We start from the raw sequence: 18,214 nt of genomic DNA on the forward strand, positions 1-18,214 counted from the left end.
TTGTCTTGTGTCTTGTCCCTTATCAGACACTATAGATGGCAATAGGGAACTGGGGAAGGTGGCGCGCGAGGGGCGAGGTGCCGTGGCCTAGAAACACTGCGTTTAAGCAACAGAGAAAAGCGCAGAGCATGGTTATGCTCTGCGCTTTCGCTTTTCGTTCGAAGTGTGGGTCGGAACTTACCGGCTGAACTTCTTGTACTTCACCCGCTTCGGCTCGACCGCATCGGGGCCGAGGCGACGGATCTTGTCTTCTTCGTAATCCTCGAAGTTGCCCTCGAAGAATTCCACATGGGCGTCGCCCTCGAAGGCGAGGATGTGGGTGCAGAGGCGGTCGAGGAAGAAGCGGTCGTGCGAGATGATGATCGCGTTGCCGGCGAAGTCTTCGATCGCGGCTTCCAGCGCCTGCAGGGTTTCGACGTCCAGATCGTTGGTCGGTTCGTCGAGCAGCAGCACGTTGCCGCCCTCTTTCAGCAGCTTGGCCATGTGTACGCGGTTGCGCTCACCGCCCGAGAGGAGACCCACCTTCTTCTGCTGGTCGCCGCCCTTGAAGTTGAACGCGCCGCAATAGGCACGGCTGTTGACCTGCGCGTCGCCCAGTTCGATGAGTTCGGCCCCGCCGGAGATTTCCTCCCAGACGGTCTTGTTCGCATCCAGCGCGTCGCGCGACTGGTCGACATAGGCGAGCTTGACGGTCTCGCCGAGGGTGATCTCGCCGGTGTCGGGCTTGTCCTGACCGGTGATCATGCGGAACAGCGTGGATTTACCGGCGCCGTTCGGGCCGATCACGCCGACGATGGCGCCCGGCGGGATCGAGAAGGACAGGTCCTCGATCAGTTGCTTGTCGCCGTAATGTTTCGAGATGCCCTCGACCTCGATCACCTTGCCGCCCAGACGCGGGCCGTTCGGGATGATGATTTGGGCCTTGCCGACGCGCTCGCGCTCGGACTGGTCCGCCATCTTTTCATAGGCCGAGATACGCGCTTTGGACTTCGCCTGACGGGCTTTCGCGCCGGCGCGGATCCACTGAAGTTCCTTCTCGAGGACTTTCTGCTTGGCCTTGTCCTCGCGGGCTTCCTGCTCGAGGCGCTTGGCTTTCTGCTCCAGCCATGCGGAGTAGTTGCCCTCATAGGGGATGCCGCGGCCGCGCTCGAGTTCGAGGATCCACGAGGTGATGTCGTCGAGGAAGTAACGGTCGTGCGTGACGCAGAGGATCGTGCCCTTGTATTCGATCAGGTGCTTTTGCAGCCACGCGATGGTTTCCGCGTCGAGGTGGTTGGTCGGTTCGTCCAAGAGAAGCATGTCGGGCGCTTCGAGCAGCAGCTTGCACAGCGCGACCCGGCGGCGCTCACCGCCCGAGAGGGTTTCGACGTCGGCGTCGTCCGGCGGGCAGCGCAGGGCCTCCATCGCGACGTCGACCTGGCTGTCGAGATCCCACAGGTTCTCCGAGTCGATCTCGTCCTGCAGCTGGGCCATCTCCTCGGCGGTCTCGTCCGAGTAGTTCATTGCCAGCTCGTTGAAGCGCTCCAGCTTGGCCTTCTTGGCGGCCACGCCTTCCATGACGTTGCCGCGCACGTTCAGCGCCGGGTCCAGATCGGGCTCCTGCGGAAGGTAACCGACTTTCGCGCCTTTCGCGGCCCAGGCCTCGCCCGAGAAATCCTTGTCGATGCCGGCCATGATGCGCAGCAGCGTGGACTTACCCGCGCCGTTTACGCCCACGACGCCGATCTTCACGCCGGGAAGGAAATTCAGGCGGATGTTTTCGAAGCATTTCTTGCCACCCGGATAGGTCTTCGAGACACCATCCATGTGATAGACATATTGATAGGACGCCATAGTCGACCTCGTATGGAATAAGGGGTTTGGGCGCCTTCTATGCGGAAAGCCGGGATAGGGAAAGGGGGCGTGGCGGGAGCCTACGGGCGAGCCTGCCGCTTCTGTCGCGGAACTGTCAATTTTCAAGGTGCGCAGATGCGCAGAACTGTGTTTGAAATCGCCAGTTTCCTGCGAATGCGAACGATCCTAGATCAGCGTCATCGCCGAGGGCACAGACGCTTCCCCCCCTGTCGCTTCGCTCTCGGTGAGAAGAACAACATGCGTATTCGTATAGGAGAGTAACCATGAAAACGCTTATCACGACTTCCGTCCTCGCCCTCGCCCTGAGCACGTCGCTGGCTGCTGCCGGCGGTGACGGCTACGGCTCCATCGCGCCCTCGATGTCGCAAAGCTCGTCGGCCAGCAAAGGCTCGGCTGTTGGCGAAGTGACCCCCGGCAAGGCCCAGATCGCGGCCCAACTCGGTCTGAACCCGGCCGAATACACCACCGCCGAGCTGTTCCGCATCCAGAACGCGCTGCGCAACGGCAATCGCGACGAGGCGAAATACGTCATCAACCACACCAACCGTCAGCCGGTCGACGTGGCGCCGCAGCCCGTGATGGGCCGTGACGCGTAAGGTCGACGCAGTGTTCTGACCGAAAGCGGCTCCCTCGCGGGGGCCGTTTCTATTTGTGCGAACCTGCCATTTTCTTTCGACAAAATTTGTTTTCACATATATTCCAAATACTTCACGGCGTCTGGAACGGGCGAGAGTTCCCTGTGTATATGTGTCTGAGTGAACATGGGAGCGGGCCGAAACGGCCTTTTGTGCGATGATTGGGTTCATAAGTCGGGGCCATCGGCGCCAGACGGTGCCGCGGAAAATCAACCTGCTGATGAAAGGATTTCATCATGACCCGCAATCTTCTGACTACCGCTATCGCAGCGCTCGCCCTCACGGCAGGCTCCGCCGGACTCGCTTCGGCCGCCACGACCTATAACGGGCCTGACAATAATTCGGACCTGGGTGTCATCGCGCCGTCGATGACGCCGCAAACCCAAGGGTCATCGATGGTCGTCAACGCGACCAATCAGGGCAGAGCGCAAGTTGCCGCAGAGTTGCAAACCTTTGCCGGTCTCAACAATGTCGATCCCACGCAATATTCGGTGGGAGAGTTGCAGAAAATGCTCCACGCAGCGCGCAAGGGCGATACTGCCAAGCTGGCCTACTACCGCAGCCACGCGGACCGGCAACCGGGCGGTCCCGGCCTCGGCAGGACCACGCCGGGCAAGACCCAGATGGCTTCGCAGCTTGGGCTCAACCCCGACAACTACACCGTTGCCCAGCTTCAGCGCATCCAGCATGACGTGCAGCGCGGCAACTATGGCGACGCCCATTTCATCGTGACCCAAGGCGCTTCGTCGCAACCCACGACGATGCACTTCGCGCCGAAGGCTTCCTGACCTGACGTCGCCTGACTTGACGAAAGGGGCGGTCCTCCAGGGCCGCCTTTTTCATGCGCTTTGACAGGGCGGTCAAAGCCTGTATCCCTGAGCGAGACCTATGGGAGAGAACATGCTCGAAACGCTAAGGCATTATTACGAGGGCGAGAGCCACCGGGCGCATGTCTTCCGCTACGGGCTTCTGATTTTCGACCTCTTGACGATCGTCTTCGTCATCGTGACCTCGTTCTTTCCGCATTCCAGCACCATAGGCGCGATCGATGCCGTGATCGGCGTCGTAATCGTGGCGGATTTCCTCGCCCGTTACGCGATCTCGGGCGAGAAGGTGCGGTTCTGGACCCGCGCGCCGACCTGGGCGGACCTGATCGCGATCGGCTCCTTCCTTGCGCCGATCGCGGGGCAGGGGTTGGGCTTTCTGCGAATCCTGCGGACGCTGCGGCTGTTGCACACCTACCAATTGCTCGCCCGGCTGCGGGCGGATTTCTCTCTATTCCGGCACCACGAAGAGATCATCGTCGCGGCGATCAACCTTCTGGTTTTCCTCTTCGTCATGACCGGGCTGATCTATTCGACGCAGGTGCGGATCAACCCGGAGATCAAAAATTACGCCGACGCGCTCTATTTCACCGTCACCACGCTGACGACGACGGGCTTCGGCGACATCACCCCCAAGGGCGAATGGGGGCGGATGATCTCGGTCGCGATCATGATCTTCGGGGTGACGCTGTTCCTGCGGCTCGCTCAGGTTCTGTTCCGGCCAACGAAGGTGCGTCACGAATGCCCGACCTGCGGGCTGAAACTGCACGATGCCGATGCGGTCCATTGCAAGCATTGCGGCGAGGTCATCCATATCGACACCGAAGGGATAACCTGAGCGCCTCAGCAGGGCTTGGCGAGCACCATCACGTACCACGGGCCCTTGCCGTCGCGCTTGGGGACGACCGCCACGCCGATCCGCGTCACGCCGCGTAGCAGGATGTTGCGGCGATGGCCGGACGACTTCATCCAGGCGTCGAAGGTCTCGCCCGGATCGCGCTGGCCCATCGCAACATTCTCGGCGATCAGGCAGGCGTGAAAACCCGCGCGCTCCGCGCGCGTGAGTGGGGTCGACCCGTCGGAGCCCGTGTGGGCAAAGAAGCCGCGCCGGGCCATGTCGCAGCCCTGTGCCGCGGCTGCCTGTGTCAATTGAGGGTCCATCGCGAGCGCGTTGAGGCCCTGCGCCTGTCGCTGTTGCGAGGTTGCCTGCGCGATCTCTCGCCCCTGCGCGGCATCGATGGCGCACTCGCCAGCCTGCGCCGCGAGCGGGAACAGGCCGAGAAGCAAGGCGGACAGGGCGAAAATTCGGATCAAACGAGTCGTCCCCAGAGATCGTATTCCGAGGCCTCGTCGACCTCGACCGTCACGATATCACCGGGGCTGAGATTCTCGAAATCCTCATCGATGAACAGGTTGCCGTCGATCTCGGGAGCATCTGCCTTGGTGCGGCAAGTGGCGCCTTCCGCATCGACCGCATCCACGATCACCTGCTGCACAGAGCCCACCTTTGCCTGCAGCTTCGCCTCGGAAATCGCCTGCGCCTTCTCCATGAAGCGGTTCCAGCGGTCCTGCTTCACCTCGTCGGGCACATGATCGGGGAGGCTGTTCGAGCGCGCGCCCTCGACATTCTCGTATTGGAAGCAGCCGACGCGATCGAGCTTCGCCTCGTCCATCCAGTCGAGCAGGTACTGGAACTCGTCTTCGGTCTCGCCGGGATAGCCGACGATGAAGGTCGAGCGCAGCGTGATATCCGGGCAAGCCGCGCGCCATGCCACGATCTCATCGAGCGTCTTGGCCGAGGCCGCGGGCCGCGCCATCCGTTTGAGCACGCCCGGATGGGCGTGCTGGAACGGGATGTCGAGGTAAGGCAGCACGCCGCCACCGTTCTCCTGTGCTTCCGCCATCAGCGGGATCAGATTGCGCACATGCGGGTAGGGATAGACGTAATGCAGCCGCACCCATGCGCCGAGCGACCCCAGATCGCGGGCGAGATCGGTGATATGCGCGCGGTGGCCCCGCTCTTCGGCATGTTTGATATCGACGCCGTAAGCGGAGGTGTCCTGCGAGATCACCAGCAATTCGCGCACGCCCGCACCGACCAGCTTCTCGGCCTCGCGGACGATCGCATGGGCCGGACGACTGACGAGGCGGCCGCGCATGTCAGGGATGATGCAGAACTTGCACTTGTGGTTACAGCCCTCGGAAATCTTGAGGTAGCTGTAATGGCGCGGCGTCAGCTTCACGCCCGCGGCGGGCAGGAGGTCGACGAAGGGATCGGGATCGGGCGGCACGGCCGCATGGACCGCGTCGAGAACCTGCTCGTATTGATGCGGCCCGGTCACTGCGAGCACGGACGGGTGCGCGCCGGTGATATATTCGGGCTCGGCACCGAGGCAGCCAGTTACGATGACCCGACCGTTCTCGTTCAACGCCTCGCCAATGGCCTCGAGGCTTTCCGCCTTGGCGCTGTCGAGAAAACCGCAGGTGTTCACGATGACAGCATCCGCGCCCGCGTAATCGGGCGAGATCGCGTAGCCCTCGGCGCGCAGTCGCGTCAGGATGCGTTCGCTGTCGACCAGCGCTTTCGGACAGCCAAGCGAGACCATCCCGATCAGCGGCTGACCGGGGCGGGGGGCATCCGCGATGCGCGCGCGGGGCGCGAGATCGGGACGCAGGTTCGGAGGGTTCGTGCTCATGGCGCGCGATATAGCCTTTGCAGGGCGCCCCGAAAAGCCCCTCGCATCGAGGCAGCGTCGGTTGGGGCGGCGGGATTGCGGCGTGTGTGACCGGTTCAAAAGAAAAGGGCGCCTCGCGGGGCGCCCTTCGATATCTCGGGGGAAGCGGCCTCAGCGGCGACGGTCGCGGCGCGAGCTCATCGGCTGGAAGGCGACGCCGACATGGGCCTCGCAATAGGGCTTACCGGATTGGCTCGGCAGGCCGCAGAACCAGAATTCCTCGGTCGCAGGGTCGCCGATCGGCCATTTGCATGTGCGCTCGGTCAGCTCCATCAGGCCAAGCTTCTTGGCGTGTTTCTCGACCTCGCCGACCTTGGCCAGCGCGGCCGGGTCGATCTCGTTGGCCGACGGCTGCGGCGGCAGCGGCTGGCCGGCGGGGATGATCGCCTTGCGTGCGGGCGCGGCCGACGGGGCTGCGGCCTGAGCGGGCGCGGGGCTCGCCGGTTTCGCGGCAGGTTTGGGGTCCGGCGCCTCGGCCGCGGGCTGCGCGGCGGGCTTCTCGGGTTTCGCCTCGACCTTCTCGGGCTTGGCTTTCGGCTCGGGTTTCGCGGGCTCTGCTGCGCCGCCGGTGCGGTTCGACAGGCCGAGGCGATGCACCTTGCCGATCACCGCGTTGCGCGTCACACCGCCCAGCTCTTTCGCGATCTGGCTGGCCGATTGGCCTTCGGTCCACATCTTCTTGAGCAATTCGACGCGTTCATCGGTCCAGGACATGGGCATCCTTCCTTGGTTTCCTGCAAGTCCGTCTTGCAGGCCATTCCAGTTTCAATCCCTATTTTAGCGGGAGAGCGCAGAGATACAATCGCGGGGCCCGCTTTTCAAGGGCTACGAGGCGGTCCGGGCGCGTGCGCAAGCGGGAAACCGGCTGTGCGCTCGCTGCGTTGAGCTGCGGGCCGCGAGCGTGTAGGGAGCGGTCAACAACGGGAGTATCAGGATGTACGAGATCGGTGTGCGCCGTTTTGGCGCGGTAAACTGGATGGGCCTGCGGATGTTGGGCTGGCGCGAGATTCGCCGCTTTCTCGCGGTCTGGCAGCAGACGGTGTTGGCGCCGCTGATCACCGCCGGGCTGTTCCTGACCGTCTTCGCGCTGGCCTTCGGGCGCAATCGGGCCGACGTGCTCGGCGTCGATTTTCTGCATTTCATTGCGCCGGGCATCCTGATGATGACGGTGATCCAAAACGCCTTTGCCAATACGTCCAGCTCGATCGTGATCGCGAAGGTGCAGGGCAATATCGTCGACACGCTGATGCCGCCGCTTGCGCCGTGGGAAATCCTCGTGGGGTATCTGACCGGCGCGGTAGCGCGCGCGCTGATCGTGGCGGTCGTGATCTGGATCGGGCTGTTTGTCGTGCTGGGGCAGGGTGTCGCACATCCGCTCTGGGCGCTGGCCGCAGTCGTCTTCGGCGCTGCCTTCCTTGGCGGGCTGGGCATTCTGGCGGCGGTGTTTGCCGACAAGTTCGACCAGATGGCGGCGATCACCAACTTCATCATCACGCCGCTGTCGTTCCTGTCGGGAACCTTCTACTCGGCCAAGGCGTTGCCGCCGGCCTTCCAGATCCTGACCCATTACAATCCGGTCTTCTACCTGATCGACATGGCCCGCTTCGGCTTCCTCGGTGTGTCCGATGCGTCACCGTGGCACGGTCTGGCGGTGATCGGCGTGGCGCTGATCGTGGTTCTGGGACTCGGCTGGTACTGGTTGCGCATTGGCTATCGCATGAAGCCCTGAGCCAGTCGCGGCGCGGCGACTTACGCCGAGTGCGCGCCGCCCGCGAGGCCTTTCACGAAGTCCAGAACCTCGGCCACCGGCTTGCCCTCGGCGATCTCTTTCACGATGGCCGAGCCCACGACGCAGCCATCGGCCACGCCCGCGATGGTCTTGGCCGCGTCGGGCGTCGTGATGCCGAAACCAACGATCACCGGCAGATCGGTCTTGGCCTTGATCCGTGCGACTTCCGGGCCGACCTCGGTCGCCTGCGCGGCCTGAGAGCCGGTAATCCCCGTCACCGAGACGTAATAGACAAAACCGGACGTGTTCTGCAGAACCTTGGGCAGGCGCTTGTCGTCGGTCGTCGGCGTCGCTAGGCGGATGAAGTTGATCCCGGCAGCCTGCGCGGGGATGCAAAGCTCCTCATCCTCTTCCGGCGGCAGGTCGACCACGATCAGCCCGTCGATGCCCGCGGCCTTCGCATCTTCGAGGAAGCGATCCACGCCGCGCGAATAGATCGGGTTGTAATAGCCCATCAGCACGATCGGCGTGGTGTCGTCGGTCTTGCGGAATTCCGCCGCCATGTCGAGCGTCTTCTGCAGCGTTTGCCCGCCGTCGAGCGCGCGCTGCCCCGCCAGCTGGATCGTCGGACCGTCGGCCATCGGATCGGTGAAGGGTACGCCCAGCTCGATGATGTCGACGCCTGCCGCCGGCAGGCCTTTCATCACCTCGAGCGAGGTTTCCAGATCCGGGTCGCCCGCCATGATATAAGAGACGAAGGCTTTCTTGCCCTCTTCCTTGAGGCTGGCGAATTTGGCGTCGATGCGAGTCATGGCGTCCCTCCGGCTGGTCCCGAAGCGGTTTGCGCGAAGAGGGCGGGAAAATCAATGCCTCGCGCGCGTGATCGAATGCCACGACGGCCCGCGCATACTGCGGCGACGGACCGCGCCTACATCTTCGAGGGGCCGTTGATCATCCACGCCGTTCCGAAACGGTCACGCAGCATTCCGAACCCGTCGGCCCAGAACGTGTCGTCGAAAGGCATCATGACCTCCTCGGCCCCATCCATCAGCCGCTCGAAGATCGCCTTCGCGGCCTCCCGGCTGTCCGAAACATGCGAGATCGAAACCGAGCTTTGCGGACGATCGCGCCCCTCGGGCCAATCCGAGGCCATCAGCGCGCCATCTCCGAGCTTGATCAGCGCATGCATGATCCGCACCTTGCCGCTATCGCTCATGCCTTCGCTGGCCTCGGGCATGTCGCCATAACGCATGAGGAAGGGGGGCTCGGTGCCGAAGAGGTCGGCATAGAAACGCATCGCCTCTTCGCAGTTTCCTTGAAAGTGGATGTAGGGTTCGAAACTCATCGCGGTCACCTCCCTGAACACGAAGGCCAGCCTATCACGATTCCGGCCCTCGCGCGCGCTTGCACCGGGGGCGGCCAATGAATAAGAAGCGCGCAGCCACAAACAGGAGGGCGAAATGGGTTTCAAGATGGGTATCGTGGGTCTGCCGAACGTGGGCAAATCCACCCTCTTCAACGCGCTGACCAAGACGGCGGCCGCGCAGGCGGCGAATTTTCCCTTCTGCACGATCGAACCGAATGTCGGCGAAGTGGCCGTTCCCGATGAGCGGATCGACACGCTGGCCCAGATTGCAGGCTCGAAAGAGATCATCCCGACCCGTATGACCTTCGTCGATATCGCCGGCCTCGTGAAAGGCGCCTCGAAAGGGGAGGGGCTGGGCAACCAGTTCCTCGCCAATATCCGCGAAGTCGATGCCATCGCCCATGTGCTGCGCTGCTTTGAAGATGGCGACGTGACCCATGTGGAAGGCCGCGTCGATCCGGTGGCCGATGCCGAGACCATCGAGACCGAACTGATGATCGCCGATCTCGAAAGCCTCGAGAAGCGTATCGCGAACCTCGCCCGCAAGGTGAAATCCGGCGACAAGGAAGCCAAGGAGGCGATGCGCCTTCTGGAGCAGGCGAAAGAGGCTCTGGAAGCCGGTCGACCCGCGCGCACCGTCGAGGTGTCCGAGGACGACCGCAAGGCGTGGAACATGCTGCAGCTGCTGACCGCCAAGCCGGTTCTCTATGTCTGCAATGTCGAGGAAGGGTCCGCCGCGACCGGCAACTCGAAATCCGAAGCGGTCGCCAAGATGGCCGCCGAGCAGGGCGCGGGCACCGTGGTGATCTCGGCCAAGATCGAAGAGGAAATCTCGCAGCTCGACGCCGAGGAAGCGGAGATGTTCCTCGAAGAGATGGGTCTGGAAGAGGCCGGTCTCGACCGGCTGATCCGCGCGGGCTACGACCTGCTGGGCCTGCAGACCTATTTCACCGTCGGCCCGAAAGAGGCCCGCGCCTGGACGATCCGCAAGGGCACGCTGGCCCCGGCGGCGGCGGGCGTCATCCACGGCGATTTCGAACGCGGCTTCATCCGCGCCGAGACGGTCTCCTACGACGACTACGTTGCCAACAAGGGCGAGGCGGGCGCGAAAGAGGCCGGCAAGTTCCGCGTCGAGGGCAAGACCTACGAAGTCAAAGACGGCGACGTCCTGCACTTCCTGTTCAACGCGTGAACCTCGGCTGGGGGCGTCACTTCTTCGCCCCCGCCTTGACCTCCGTGATCGCGTCGACATCCACGATCTGCCACGGCATCCCCGCATTGCGGTAGAGCCGCTTGGCCTTGTCGGGATAGTCGCCCACGTCATGGGGTAGGCGCTGGCCCACCACGAGCAGCCGCAACATCTCCGATCCGGTATTCTCGATCGTATGGGCCGCGCCGCCCGCGCGGTAGCCGATGAAATCGCCCGGCCCGATCGCGTGACGCTCTTCGCCGATCCGCGCGGTCGCCTCGCCGCTGAGCACGAAGATCGCCTCGTCCTCGTGGTGGTGGCGGTGAAACTCGGTGGTCTCGCAGCCGGGTTCCACTTCGATGATATGCACCCCGATCCCGGTCAGCCCCGTCGCATCGCCAAGGCTCTTGTTGATCCGCCGAGCATTCGGGTTGAGGAAATGCGTCTTGGCCAGCCCCTCCATCGCCGCGATCTCATCGGCCCGGATCAGATATCGGTCTTCGCTCATCGCGCCCCTCCTTCTCCTTGATCCAAATATCCCCGCCGGAGGCTTCCGCAGTCTCAGCCAGCGATCCGGTCCAGAATAGCAGAGACATCGCTGCCCGCCATCGCCCCCGTGGTCCGGCCCGCCTCGCCCGCAAGCCGCGTCGCGACGAAGGCGTCGCTCACCGCAGCAGGTGCATTTCGGATCAGCAGCGACGCGGTCAGGAGCAGCGCGAGCCGTTCCGCGAACCAGCGCGCCTCGGCCTCGGGTGGGAGCGCAGGCCAGCGGGCGAGGTGATCGGCCAGCGCCGCGTCATAGCGCGGATCGGTGCCGCGCGCCGCGTCCAGCTCGGTGCGCAGCATCTCCGCCGCCAGCGGCTCTTTCGCGAGGGTCCGCAGGATGTCGAGACAGATCACGTTGCCCGAGCCTTCCCAGATGCCGTTCAGCGGGGCCTCGCGGTAGAGCATCGGCATCGGCGTGTCCTCGACGTAGCCGATGCCGCCCAGCACCTCCATCGCCTCGTAAGTCACCACGGGGCAGCGCTTGTTACCGTAATATTTCGCGAGCGCCACGCCGATCCGGGCGAAGGCGCGATCCTCGGGGCGGGCGCTGTCGAAGGCCTGCGCCACGCGCATCCCCAGCGTCAGCGCGCCTTCCCAATCCAGCGTCAGATCGGCCAGCACCGCGCGCATCAGCGGCTGGTCAATCAGGCGCCGCTGGAAGGCGGCGCGATGCGTGGCCCAGTGATGCGCCTCGGAGATCGCCGCGCGCATCAGCCCCGCAGGCGCGAGCGCGGTGTCGAGCCGGGTGTGATGCACCATCTCGATGATCGTGGCGACGCCCCTGCCTTCCTCGCCCAGAAGATGGGCCAACGCGCCCTCATATTCGATCTCGGAGGACGCGTTGGAGCGATTGCCCAGCTTGTCCTTCAGCCGCTGGATTCGGATCGCGTTGCGCTCGCCTTCCAGCCAGCGCGGGACGAGGAAACAACTCAGTCCCTTGTCGGTCTGCGCCAGCGTCAGGAACCCGTCCGACATCGGCGCGGAGCAGAACCACTTGTGGCCGGTCAGCCGCCAATGCCCGTCCGCCGGCTCGGCGCGGGTGGTGTTCGCGCGCACGTCCGAGCCGCCCTGCTTCTCGGTCATCGCCATGCCGAGCGTCGCGCCGGTCTTCTCGCCCACCGGCAGCACGCGCGGGTCGTAGCTGCGCGCGGTCAGTTTCGGGCGCCAGATCGCGGCGATCTCGGGCGTGGCCTCGAGCGCGGGCACCGCGGCATAGGTCATCGTCATCGGACAGCAGCTGCCGGGCTCGACCTGGCTCGCGAGATAGACCATCGCGGCGTGGGTGGCGTGGCCGCCCTTCGCGCCTTCCCACGGCAGCGCGGCGTAGCCCGCGCCGATTCCAGCCTCCATGAAGCGATGATAGGCGGGGTGAAAGCGCACTTCGTCAAGCCGTCGTCCACCCATGTCGAACAACCGCAGCTCCGGCAGGTAGCGGTTCGCGTCGCGCCCGGCTTCGCGCATCTCGGTCGTGCCGAGGGTCCGGCCGTAATCCGAGAGCGTATCTGTCTGACCGCCCGCCCGCGCGACGGCCTCGCGTAGAGGCGCATCCGCGCCGAACAAATCGACGTCGCCGCGCGCGGGCGGCTGGTTCTCGACGTGATGGGTGGGCAGATCGGCGCGGGGATCGGGCGTGGTCATGGCAAACTCCTCCTGATCCGGATGGTAGGCGCGCGCCGTAAAACATGCGAGTGAAACGCGGCGGCAGGGCTTTTCTCGCGGCCGCCGCCGCCTAGATCAGGCGCGAAAGGGAGACCCATCATGAGCAAATGGCAGAAATCCGACGACGCGATCGCGAAACTCACCCCCGAGCAATACCGCGTCACGCAACAAAACGGCACCGAGCGCCCCTTCACGGGCGAATATGACGACCACTCCGCCAAGGGCATCTATGTCGACGTGGTCTCGGGCGAGCCGCTTTTCGCCTCCTCGACCAAATACAACGCGGGCTGCGGCTGGCCGTCCTTCACCAAGCCCTTGATCGACGATCATGTCGTGGAGCTGACCGATACCAGCCACGGGATGACGCGCGTCGAGGTGCGCTCGAAACATGGCGATAGCCATCTGGGCCATGTCTTCCCCGACGGCCCGCGCGATCAGGGCGGTCTGCGCTATTGCATCAACTCCGCCTCGCTGCGCTTCGTGCCCTATGAAGACATGGAGGCCGAGGGCTACGGCGAGTATATGGACCGGGTCGAATAAGCACCGGGTCAGGGGTCTTTACCTTCCCGCGGCCCGGTGGCAGGGTCCGCGCAACATCAAATGACAAAGGGGGCGCGGGAATGCGCAAGCTGGAACTTGGTCAAAGCGGGATCATGGTGTCCGAGATATGCCTCGGAACGATGACTTGGGGCAGCCAGAACACCGAGGCTGAGGGCCACGATCAGATCGACTTCGCGCTCGACCGCGGGATCAATTTCCTCGACACCGCGGAAATGTATCCGGTGAACCCGGTCAAGGCCGAGACCTTGGGCCGGACCGAGCAGATCGTGGGCACTTATCTGGCCAAGCGCGGCAAGCGCGACGATCTCGTGGTGGCGACGAAGATCACCGGCGAAGGCTCGCACGCGATCGAGGGAGGCCCGGTAATCAGCCCGACCCGGATCCGGCAGGCTGTGACGGACTCGCTGACCCGGCTGCAGACGGATTACATCGACCTCTACCAGTTCCACTGGCCCAATCGCGGCTCCTATCACTTCCGCAAGACGTGGCGCTTCAATCCGTCGAAGCAGCCCTCGAAGCAGGAGGTGCTCGACGATATGAGCGCCTGTCTGGAGACGCTCGAGGCGCTGCGCCAGGAAGGCAAGATCCGCGAATTCGGTCTGTCGAACGAGAGCGCCTGGGGCACCGCGCAATGGCTGGCACTGGCTGCGGCGGGTAAGGGGCCGCGCGTCGAATCGATCCAGAACGAGTATTCGCTGATGTGCCGCTATTATGATCTCGATCTCGGCGAGCTCGGCCAACAGGAGAAGGTGACGCTGCTGGCCTATTCGCCGCTCGCGGCCGGTATCCTGACGGGCAAATATTCCGGCGACGTGATCCCCGAGAATACCCGTCGGTCGCTGGTCAACAATCTCGGTGGGCGGGCCAATCCGCGCGCTTTCGAGATCGCGGACCGCTATGTGGCGCTCGCCAAGGAGTTCGACCTGCACCCGGTCACGATGGCGATCGCCTGGGTGATGAGCCGTCCCTTCCCGGTGATCCCGATCGTCGGCGCGACTTCGGTCGACCAGCTCAAACCTAACCTCGACGCGGAAGGGGTGGAACTGCCGAAGGAACTGCTCGACAAGATCGCGGAACTCCATAAGCACTACCCGATGCCCTATTGATGCGGGCGGCGTCGATCCTTCTGGGTGCTGCACTCGCCCTCGCGGCCTGCAAGCCTTTCGGCGCCACGGACGGGGGCGATACGGCAGAGCAACTGCCGCTGGTCGGGCAGGAAAAGATCGATGCCGGTAAATTCGAATGCGTCGCGCGCGGCGGCAACTGGGTCGCGCGCGACGGGGCGTTCATCTGCGTGAAGATGACCTCCGATAGCGGCAAGAGCTGCCAGGCGGGCAGCGAATGCGAGGGCGAATGCCTCGCGCGCTCCAAGACCTGCGCTCCGGTAACACCGCTTCTGGGCTGTAACGACGTGATGAGCGAGGCGGGCTACCCGATGCAACTATGCGTGCAATGAGCTGGGCGAAGATCGCCGCGCTGGGCGGCATGCTCGCGCTGACCCTCGCGGGCTGTGGGCCTCAGCCGGAGACCGCCACGCTGCGTAAACCGGGGGCGCTGATCTCTTCGGCCTCGCTGTTCCATCCGCAGCGCTTCGCTGGCGAGTGGCATGTCGTCGAAAGCGGTATTCCGGGCTGCTCGGGCACGCAAAACTGGACGTGGGACGGCAAGAGCGCCTATCACCTGCGCGGCACGAATTGCGCGATCACACCGGCTGCCGTCGACGAGACGGTCACGCTGACCGGGCCGGGCGGGCGGCTTCTGGCGAAGGACGCGTTCGGCGGTGAGCCGATCTGGGTGCTCTGGGTCGATTTCGATTATCGGGTGGCTGTGCTCGGCACGCCGTCGGGACGTTGGGGGATGATCCTGTCGCGGCAGACCCCGCCCCGGCCCGATCTGATCAAGGCGGCGCGCGACGTCATGGACTTCAACGGCTATGAGATGACGCGGGTCGGCAAGTGACCGACGCGCCGGCGCATCTCTGGGTTTGGGTGACCCTGTTCGCGGCGGCGGTTCAGACCATCCGCTTCATGCTGCAAAAGCTGTTGGCGGGAGCGCAACTCTCGGTCGGCGGCGCGACGTTTTCACGCTTCCTGTTCGGCTTCCCGCTCGCGGCGGTGACGGCGCTGGGCTTTCTGGCCGCGACCGCCACGCGGTGGCCGCATCTGAGCGGCCCCTTCTGGGGTTTCGTCATAGCGGGCGGCGCGGCGCAGGTGGCGGCGACCTTCCTGACGGTCGCGCTGTTCGGCTTGCGCAACTTCGCGGTGGGCGTGGCCTTCACCAAGACCGAGACGGTGCAGGTCGCGCTGTTCTCCGCGATCATCCTTGGCGAGTTCGTCGGCCCCATCGGCTGGATCGGAATTGCGATCGGGCTGGCGGGGGTGCTGTTCCTGACCAAGCCGCCCGAAGGCGGCTTCAACCCGCGTGCGGCGCTTTACGGCGTGGGGGCAGGGGCGCTGTTCGGCCTGTCCTCGATCTTCTATCGCGGAGCGACGCTGGAGCTTGAGCCGCTCGACTTCTTCGCTCGCGCCATCGTCGCGCTGGCCTGCGCGACCTTCGCGCAATCGCTCGGCATGGGGCTGTATCTGCGGTTGCGCGAGCCGGGCGAATTGACCCGCGTGTTCGGCGCGTGGCGGCGCACGGTGCTCGTGGGGATCACCGGCGTTCTTGGTTCGGCGGGCTGGTTCACTGCCTTCTCGCTGCAAAACGCGGCCTTCGTGCGCGCGCTGGGACAGGTGGAGATCGTCTTCACGCTGCTTGCCTCGGCGCTGGTCTTCCACGAGCGGCTGCACAAGCGCGAAGGAACGGGCATCGCGCTCGTCGTGGTGTCGCTGATCGTGATTGTGCTGGCGGGGCGTTAGAGCCCGATCCGCCGGAACTCCGATCGCGATCCACGATTATCGAAGAACGGCACCGAATGCGGCGCGCCAAGCGCGTGATCGGTGGTGATCAGCGCCGCGATCTCGGCCAGCACGACTTCGGTGATGAACGGCAGGTTCAGCGCGCGCGCCTCCGGCAGGGGCACCCAATGCAGATGCGAGAGCTCGTCGCAGGCCCGCGAGAAATCGTCGAGATCGCCTTGGATTGCGTCCGCGTCGATGAGGAAAAACCGTGCATCGAAGCGGCGCGGACGGCCTGGCGGCGTGATCGCGCGGAACACGAAACGCAGATCGGCCGCCGAGGGCAGAAAGCCCAGATCGGCAAAGCCCTGCCAATCGGCGGGCACCGCGCCGGGCCAGGCGTTTTTCTCGCCCAGCACGAGCCCGGTCTCTTCCCACAACTCGCGGAGGGCGGCGGCGGCGAGGGCCGCACCGATGCCCCTCGGCGCATCGGCCTCGAGCCGCGCATGATCGGGCGCGGGCAGCGGAGACGCGAAGGGCACCTCCCAATCGGTAGCGTCGAGCGCACCGCCCGGAAAGACGTATTTCGAAGGCATGAACGCGGCCCCAGCGCCGCGCTGACCCATTAGCACACGAGGAGCTGTCGTCCCGTCACGGCGCAGGACGATCACGCTCGCCGCATCGCGCAGCGCGGTTTTGTCCTCCGGGGGCTTGGTGTCAGTCATGAACGATCTCGCCCTCGCCGAAACCATGCATCCGGCGCGACCATTGGATGCCTACCAGCATCCCTTTCATCAGCGGCAACAGGATCGCCGAGAGCACCATCGACCCGATGCCGAAAATCCAGATCATCTCCCACGGGCCGGGACGGAAAGCGATGAAATAGGCCGCCATCATCGGGATCGCGAGATGGCCCACGATCAGGATCGTCAGATAGGCCGGGCCGTCATCAGCGCGCTGGTGCGAGAGGTCCTCGCCGCAGGACGGGCAAGTGTCGCGCACCTTGAGATAGCTGTGCAAGATCCGCCCCTTGCCGCAGGCCGGACAGAGACAGCGCAGGCCTCGCCCGATCGAGCGGCCCAGCGGGCGGTCATCGTGATATTCGTCATGCGACTGCATTGCGCTCTCCCTTGTGGCGGTCTCTCTCCGCCCGTTTGCCGGGCAGTATGGCGGCAGCCGGAGCGGATGGAAAGTCCGGCGGGTCTATCACGGGTGTGTGAGATTCGCGACGGAATGCTGCGCGTGCCGCGTTGGGACAGACATCGACGGCGCGAGACGTGCCGTGGGAGCGAGAACAGGAGTTTCTTATGAAAGTCATGAACAGGCAGACCCTCGTCGCGGCGATCCTCGCAGGGAGCGCGATCACCCTCGCAATGCCGGTGGTGGCGCAGAACCAGACCGGCAACCAGATGCAGGGGCAACAGGCGATGCCGGGGAAGGGGCCAGCTAACGGACCGGGTAACGGTCCCGGCGCTGGCCAAGGTAATGGCCCGGTCAACGGTATGGGGCAGACCATGCAGCCCGGTGCGATGGACGGTCGGGGCGGACGCGGCTTCGGCTTCGACATCAGCCGTTTCGACAGCAATGGCGACGGTCAGGTGACGATGGACGAGATTCAAGCCAAGCGCGCCGCCGACGCGCAGGCGCTCGACGCGAATGGCGACGGCATGGTCTCGCAAGAAGAACTCGTCAATTTCGAGATGGCGAAGGTCAAGACCCGCGTCGAGGCCCGCGTGAAGGCGCGTTTCGCTGCGCAGGACAGCAATGGCGATGGCGAGTTGTCGGCCGCAGAACTGATGGCTCACCCGATGCCGACGCGCATGTTCGAGAGGATGGACCGTAACGGCGACGGGGCGGTCAGCGCCGACGAGATGCAGATGGCCAAGAGGTTCATGCAGCGGATGCGCGACCGCTACGAGCATGGCCGGAAGGGCAAGGGCGATCACCATGGGTACGACCGCATGGGCAAAGGGGATCGCTACGGCCATGACCGCATGGGCTGGGACGACGACCGCGACGAATATGGCCCCGGCTATGGCCGGATGATGCTAGGGGATGGTCCGATGGGGCAGGGCCCGAACGGTCAAGGCCCTCAGGGCACGCCGCCGATGCAACCGGGCGGCGGTGCTGGCCAATGGCAAGGTCAGGGGCCGGGCAGCGGTCCGGCCGACGGCTCGGGCCGATCCGCGAACTGAGTTTCGAGCAGTACAAAGAGCCGGGGCGCAGCAGTGCGCCCCGGTCGCATGTCAAATTGCATGCGTAGGGAAAGCAGGCTAGGC

Annotated in this window: 21 protein-coding genes; 11 read left to right on the plus strand and 10 right to left on the minus strand. The window is 64.6% G+C overall.

Annotated elements, in window-relative coordinates; all coding sequences use genetic code 11:
• Positions 1-177 precede the first annotated feature (177 nt).
• Positions 178-1,833: an energy-dependent translational throttle protein EttA gene (gene ettA / locus B6V74_RS06565; RefSeq protein WP_075774024.1), complete on the minus strand. Its 1,656-nt coding sequence runs from the start codon at positions 1,831-1,833 to the stop codon at positions 178-180.
• A gap of 284 nt (positions 1,834-2,117) precedes the next feature.
• On the opposite strand from ettA, the gene B6V74_RS06570 reads away from it, so the two are divergent.
• The 3 genes from B6V74_RS06570 (at position 2,118) to B6V74_RS06580 (ending at position 4,151) form a co-directional block, all read left to right on the plus strand.
• Entirely contained in the window at positions 2,118-2,450 is a 333-nt protein-coding gene (locus B6V74_RS06570; protein WP_075774025.1) for a hypothetical protein, read from the plus strand.
• Positions 2,451-2,725: 275 nt separating this feature from the next.
• On the plus strand, positions 2,726-3,277 hold the full coding sequence (locus tag B6V74_RS06575) for a hypothetical protein (protein ID WP_088722329.1): 552 nt from the start codon (positions 2,726-2,728) through the stop codon (positions 3,275-3,277).
• Positions 3,278-3,389: 112 nt separating this feature from the next.
• Positions 3,390-4,151, plus strand: a complete 762-nt coding sequence (locus B6V74_RS06580) for an ion channel (RefSeq protein WP_075774027.1) — start codon at positions 3,390-3,392, stop codon at positions 4,149-4,151.
• A 5-nt stretch (positions 4,152-4,156) separates the two neighbouring features.
• Here the strand turns inward: B6V74_RS06580 and B6V74_RS06585 are convergent, their stop codons facing one another.
• The 3 genes from B6V74_RS06585 to B6V74_RS06595 form a co-directional block, all read right to left on the minus strand.
• Complete coding sequence (locus tag B6V74_RS06585) at positions 4,157-4,627, minus strand: CAP domain-containing protein (protein WP_088722330.1); 471 nt, start codon at positions 4,625-4,627, stop codon at positions 4,157-4,159.
• The gene (gene rimO, locus B6V74_RS06590; protein WP_088722331.1) at positions 4,624-6,009 is read right to left on the minus strand and encodes a 30S ribosomal protein S12 methylthiotransferase RimO; all 1,386 of its coding nucleotides are present in this window, start codon (positions 6,007-6,009) and stop codon (positions 4,624-4,626) included. Before rimO ends, B6V74_RS06585 begins: the two co-directional genes overlap by 4 nt.
• 150 nt (positions 6,010-6,159) lie before the next feature.
• Positions 6,160-6,762 (minus strand): GcrA family cell cycle regulator, encoded by a 603-nt coding sequence (locus B6V74_RS06595; protein WP_075774030.1) that lies wholly within the window; start codon positions 6,760-6,762, stop codon positions 6,160-6,162.
• A gap of 220 nt (positions 6,763-6,982) precedes the next feature.
• Between B6V74_RS06595 and B6V74_RS06600 the strand changes: the two genes are divergently transcribed.
• On the plus strand, positions 6,983-7,777 hold the full coding sequence (locus B6V74_RS06600) for an ABC transporter permease (RefSeq protein ID WP_075774031.1): 795 nt from the start codon (positions 6,983-6,985) through the stop codon (positions 7,775-7,777).
• Positions 7,778-7,797: 20 nt separating this feature from the next.
• Here the strand turns inward: B6V74_RS06600 and trpA are convergent, their stop codons facing one another.
• Entirely contained in the window at positions 7,798-8,589 is a 792-nt protein-coding gene (trpA, locus tag B6V74_RS06605) for a tryptophan synthase subunit alpha (protein WP_088722332.1), read from the minus strand.
• Positions 8,590-8,705: 116 nt separating this feature from the next.
• Positions 8,706-9,122 (minus strand): VOC family protein, encoded by a 417-nt coding sequence (locus B6V74_RS06610; RefSeq protein ID WP_088719578.1) that lies wholly within the window; start codon positions 9,120-9,122, stop codon positions 8,706-8,708.
• A gap of 115 nt (positions 9,123-9,237) precedes the next feature.
• Here B6V74_RS06610 and ychF point away from each other — a divergent pair, with 115 nt between their 5' ends.
• Entirely contained in the window at positions 9,238-10,335 is a 1,098-nt protein-coding gene (gene ychF / locus B6V74_RS06615; RefSeq protein ID WP_075774034.1) for a redox-regulated ATPase YchF, read from the plus strand.
• A 16-nt stretch (positions 10,336-10,351) separates the two neighbouring features.
• Here the strand turns inward: ychF and B6V74_RS06620 are convergent, their stop codons facing one another.
• Together B6V74_RS06620 and B6V74_RS06625 are read right to left on the minus strand one after the other, a co-directional pair.
• A complete protein-coding gene (locus tag B6V74_RS06620) occupies positions 10,352-10,840 on the minus strand; it encodes a cupin domain-containing protein (protein ID WP_075774035.1) in 489 nt (162 codons plus the stop codon).
• A gap of 53 nt (positions 10,841-10,893) precedes the next feature.
• Positions 10,894-12,516, minus strand: a complete 1,623-nt coding sequence (locus tag B6V74_RS06625) for an acyl-CoA dehydrogenase family protein (protein ID WP_088722333.1) — start codon at positions 12,514-12,516, stop codon at positions 10,894-10,896.
• A gap of 120 nt (positions 12,517-12,636) precedes the next feature.
• Between B6V74_RS06625 and msrB the strand changes: the two genes are divergently transcribed.
• From msrB to B6V74_RS06650, 5 genes are all read left to right on the plus strand, one after another.
• Complete coding sequence (msrB, locus tag B6V74_RS06630; protein ID WP_088719581.1) at positions 12,637-13,077, plus strand: peptide-methionine (R)-S-oxide reductase MsrB; 441 nt, start codon at positions 12,637-12,639, stop codon at positions 13,075-13,077.
• Between the two features lie 80 nt (positions 13,078-13,157).
• Positions 13,158-14,204 carry an aldo/keto reductase gene (locus B6V74_RS06635; protein ID WP_088722334.1) on the plus strand — a complete coding sequence of 349 codons (1,047 nt, stop codon included), beginning with the start codon at positions 13,158-13,160 and terminating at the stop codon, positions 14,202-14,204.
• The gene (locus tag B6V74_RS06640; protein WP_088722335.1) at positions 14,204-14,554 is read left to right on the plus strand and encodes a hypothetical protein; all 351 of its coding nucleotides are present in this window, start codon (positions 14,204-14,206) and stop codon (positions 14,552-14,554) included. Before B6V74_RS06635 ends, B6V74_RS06640 begins: the two co-directional genes overlap by 1 nt.
• Positions 14,542-15,057: a lipocalin family protein gene (locus B6V74_RS06645; protein ID WP_146694527.1), complete on the plus strand. Its 516-nt coding sequence runs from the start codon at positions 14,542-14,544 to the stop codon at positions 15,055-15,057. Before B6V74_RS06640 ends, B6V74_RS06645 begins: the two co-directional genes overlap by 13 nt.
• Entirely contained in the window at positions 15,054-15,956 is a 903-nt protein-coding gene (locus tag B6V74_RS06650) for a DMT family transporter (RefSeq protein WP_240497069.1), read from the plus strand. The genes B6V74_RS06645 and B6V74_RS06650 overlap by 4 nt, the downstream gene beginning before the upstream one ends.
• Here B6V74_RS06650 and B6V74_RS06655 read toward each other — a convergent pair.
• Together B6V74_RS06655 and B6V74_RS06660 are read right to left on the minus strand one after the other, a co-directional pair.
• Positions 15,953-16,660: an NUDIX hydrolase gene (locus B6V74_RS06655; protein ID WP_088722337.1), complete on the minus strand. Its 708-nt coding sequence runs from the start codon at positions 16,658-16,660 to the stop codon at positions 15,953-15,955. The two genes, B6V74_RS06650 and B6V74_RS06655, sit on opposite strands and share 4 nt — an antisense overlap.
• Entirely contained in the window at positions 16,653-17,054 is a 402-nt protein-coding gene (locus tag B6V74_RS06660) for a DUF983 domain-containing protein (RefSeq protein ID WP_075774041.1), read from the minus strand. Before B6V74_RS06660 ends, B6V74_RS06655 begins: the two co-directional genes overlap by 8 nt.
• A gap of 188 nt (positions 17,055-17,242) precedes the next feature.
• On the opposite strand from B6V74_RS06660, the gene B6V74_RS06665 reads away from it, so the two are divergent.
• Positions 17,243-18,130 carry a hypothetical protein gene (locus B6V74_RS06665; RefSeq protein ID WP_088722338.1) on the plus strand — a complete coding sequence of 296 codons (888 nt, stop codon included), beginning with the start codon at positions 17,243-17,245 and terminating at the stop codon, positions 18,128-18,130.
• Positions 18,131-18,214: the final 84 nt, after the last annotated feature.

Source organism: Thioclava sp. F42-5, from assembly GCF_002213195.1.
Classification (GTDB): Bacteria; Pseudomonadota; Alphaproteobacteria; order Rhodobacterales; family Rhodobacteraceae; genus Thioclava; species Thioclava nitratireducens.